We start from the raw sequence: 3,167 nt of genomic DNA, 5'->3' as shown, positions 1-3,167 counted from the left end.
GCAGGACCATGGGGATCGTCGGCTTTATCCTGTCCCTGCTCGGACCGCTGACGGTGGCCGGGCTGATCGTCAGCATCATCGGCATGGTGCAGTCCAACACGTCCTGGTGCGCAGCGGCGCCTCACTGTAGCGGGAGCCGGCCGCGTCGCAGGAGCAGGTCAGGCGCTGTTGACCATGGAGTGGGCGGCGCGCTCGAAGTAGTCCCAGAGCGTCTGTTCATGCAGCGGCGGCAGTTCCAGGGCATCCACGGCGCGGCGCATGTGCTTGAGCCAACGGTCGCGGGCGTCGAAGTCCACCTTGAACGGCTGGTGCCGCATCCGCAGCCGCGGGTGGCCGCGCTGTTCGCTGTAGGTGCCGGGGCCGCCCCAGTACTGCTCCAGGAACATCCGCATCCGGACCTTGGCCGGCCCGAGGTCTTCCTCGGGGTACATCTGGCGCAGCACGTCGTCCTCCGCGATTCCGTCGTAGAAGACGTCCACGAGTTTCACGAACGTCTCGTGCCCGCCGACGGCGTCGTAGAAGTTGTCCGTGTACGAGGGCTGCCTGAACGCGTTCGCGGCGGCCGGCGCCGGGGTCAGCGTGGCCAGCGGCTGGCCGAAACGGGACGGAAGGGCCGCGCCGTCGGCCGGCTGTGCCGAACCGGGGCGCGCGGCGGGCAGTTCGGGGGTCTGGGGTGTTTCGCTCATCGATGGTCTCTGTTCGCTGATGCTGTCATGACCATTGTCTCAGCCCGAGACGACCCGGGGTTCGTGGTGGACGGGGAAGTTCACGCTGCGCGCAATGAAGCAGACCTTGTTGGCATCCGTGTGGAGCCGCTGGGCGAGTTCGGCCTGGCCCGGATCGCCGATGGCCACGCGGGGCCGCAGCGTCACGGACGTGAATTCGCCGCTGCCGTCGCGGTTCAGGCGCAAGGTGCCCTCGGCGTCGTCGTCATAGGCCGTCACCACCAGCCCGTTCTTCACCGCGACGTGCAGGTAGGAGAGCATGTGGCACTGCGACAGGGCCGTGAGCAGCAGCTGTTCCGGGTTCCAGCGGTCCTTGTCGCCGTGGAAGGTGGGGTCGGCGGTGCCGGCCAGCTCCGGCAGCCCTGCCGCGCGCACCACGTGGTCCCGCCCGTAGCCGCGGTAGCTCGCGGTGCCTTCGCCGCGGTTGCCGGTCCAGTGGAGGGAAACTGCGTAGCGGTGCTCGGAAAGGTTCATGCCGCCATTAAACCCCGTGCTCCTGCAGACCGGCGGTACCGGCCGTGCCGCAGCTGCTTGGAGACCGCCTCTGCCCGGCGCAGACGTTTCAGCGGCAGGCGGTGATTTCGTAGAGCGACGCCGTGCCGTGGGAGGCGATCAGGCGGAAGCCCCGGGAGAAGTCGATGTCCTGGAACCCCGGCCAACGGTGTTTTTCGCTGTGCTGGTAGCCGCGGATCGGCTGGTCGTCGTACAGGTGGGTGGCACCGGTGCCGTGCAGCGCGTCGCAGACCCGCGGATCGGATGCGATATCGCGGAAATGGTGCCGCAGGTAGTCCTTGTCCGCGCTGCCGGCGCTGCTGACGTTCTGGAAATAGACGGTTCGGTGGCCCGTGAGGGAGTAGATGTAGGGCAGGCCGTTAAAGGGATCGCCGATGACGATCGCGTCGTCGGGCAGCAGCGGTTCCAGGGAGCGGATGAACTCCTGCTCGCCGCCCATCAGCGCGCGCCCGTCGCCGTGCTCCGTGATGCCGTAGCGGACCGAGGCCGCCTCCACCCGGACGTCGTGCCGGAAGCCGCCGGAGGTCACGAAGACGGCGGCCAGGACGGCAAACGCCAACGCGGCGGCGACCGCTCGGCGCCGACGGGCCTGATTGCGGGTTTGGATAAGCCCGGCCAGCAGCGTGCACAGCCGCTCCAGGGCCAGGGCAGCGAAGACGATGCCGAAAGTGTGGACCAGCGGGGCGATCCGGGGCGGGTCGGTGTACCAGAAGCCGCTGAGCCAGCGGAAGGGGCGCTCTTCCGGGCCGGCCGCGAGGATGAAGAGCACGATGGCCGCCGCCATGCCCGCTATGGCCGGCCGGGCGCGGGGGATGAAGCAGGCCCATACGGTTCCGGCCGCCATGAGGATCCCGACGACGACGGCGTAGCTCTCCGGGGTGGCGTCGTCGCTGTCCGGCTGGCGCGGCAGGTCGAAGAACAGCCATGCCAGGGCGTCGGCCCAGCCCGCGGTGGACCCGCGTGGATACGACAGGACGGCGGCCAGGAGGGTGGAGGTGGTCAGGACGAATCCGGCGGCACCAGCGGCGGCCGCCAGCAGCCCCGCCGCAGCGTAGAAAAGCGCGCGGCGGCTCCGCCAGAGCCGGGCCAGGCGGAGCACGACGAAGCGCGCCAGGTAAAACCCGCCGAGCACCAGCAGGCTGCCGGCGGCGGAGGGGTGTATCCACGTCACGCCCAACGCGACCACCGCCAGCGCGGTGAGGTCCGCCGTCGTCCTTCGGTGCCCGCTGCGGGACGGGGGACTTTCGCCGGCTCCTGCCGCGGCCGGAGCGGCAGTACGGACAGCGGTTTCGGCGCCAGGGTCGGCCGCGCCCGGAGAAACGGGACGGACAGCAATGGCGCTCCGGGTGCCCGCGGCATCCGCATGCGCCTTTGCCTCCACGGGCACCCGGTACTGCAGTTCGATGCCGAGCGCGAGGATGGCCGGCAGCAGCGCGGCCGCGAAGCCGTTGGGCCACTGCCCGGCACGGAACATCTGGACAACAGGGAAGGCCAGCATGGAGGAAGCTATCACCGGCGCGAGGACCCACACGAGCGGCCGGGCGGGGAACAGCGCGCGGGCCAGCAGGGCCAGGGCGGCCGGCCACATCAGGCCGCCGATGATCAGGCAGGCCAGGTTCCCCGCCGTCACCACGTCGCACGGGACCAGCGACACCATCGCATGCCAGCCGGCGGGATAGAACGACGGCGGCGCCCCGCCGAAGATCGGCCAGATGCTCCACGGGCTGGCCTGGCCGTTGTCCTTAATCCATTGCAGGACGTTCACGTGGTAGGTCGGGTCCCAGCCCTGCGAGACGCGGTGGATCGAGCCCATCGCCTCAAGCATCACCCGGCCGAGGACGAGCGCCGCGAGGGCGAGCGACGCCGCCAGCAACCACTTCACCGAGCGCGGGACGGCGAGGCGCGCCGCGGGTGGAGGAGCGATGGCCC

General features: G+C 70.2%; 3 protein-coding genes. All 3 read right to left on the bottom strand.

Annotation, left to right across the window (positions count from 1 at the left end; all coding sequences use genetic code 11):
* Positions 1–158 precede the first annotated feature (158 nt).
* Positions 159–686, bottom strand: a complete 528-nt coding sequence (locus AC5RUJ_RS13375) for a globin (protein ID WP_494073839.1) — start codon at positions 684–686, stop codon at positions 159–161.
* Positions 687–725: 39 nt separating this feature from the next.
* Positions 726–1,199, bottom strand: coding sequence for an OsmC family protein (locus AC5RUJ_RS13370; RefSeq protein ID WP_494049854.1), 474 nt, complete (start codon positions 1,197–1,199; stop codon positions 726–728).
* Between the two features lie 88 nt (positions 1,200–1,287).
* A partial coding sequence (locus AC5RUJ_RS13365; RefSeq protein ID WP_494155991.1) for a DUF6541 family protein occupies positions 1,288–3,167 on the bottom strand: 1,880 nt, incomplete at its 5' end.

The organism is Arthrobacter sp. Y3223164, assembly GCF_059091005.1.
The sequence above is the reverse complement of the archived record's forward strand: the minus strand, read 5'-3'. Positions and strand labels throughout refer to the sequence as shown.

Coding starts and splice junctions, on each gene's coding strand:
- AC5RUJ_RS13375 (WP_494073839.1), bottom strand. CDS start 686: ATGAGCGAAACACCCCAGACCCCCGAACTGCCCGCCGCGCGCCCCGGT.
- AC5RUJ_RS13370 (WP_494049854.1), bottom strand. CDS start 1,199: ATGAACCTTTCCGAGCACCGCTACGCAGTTTCCCTCCACTGGACCGGC.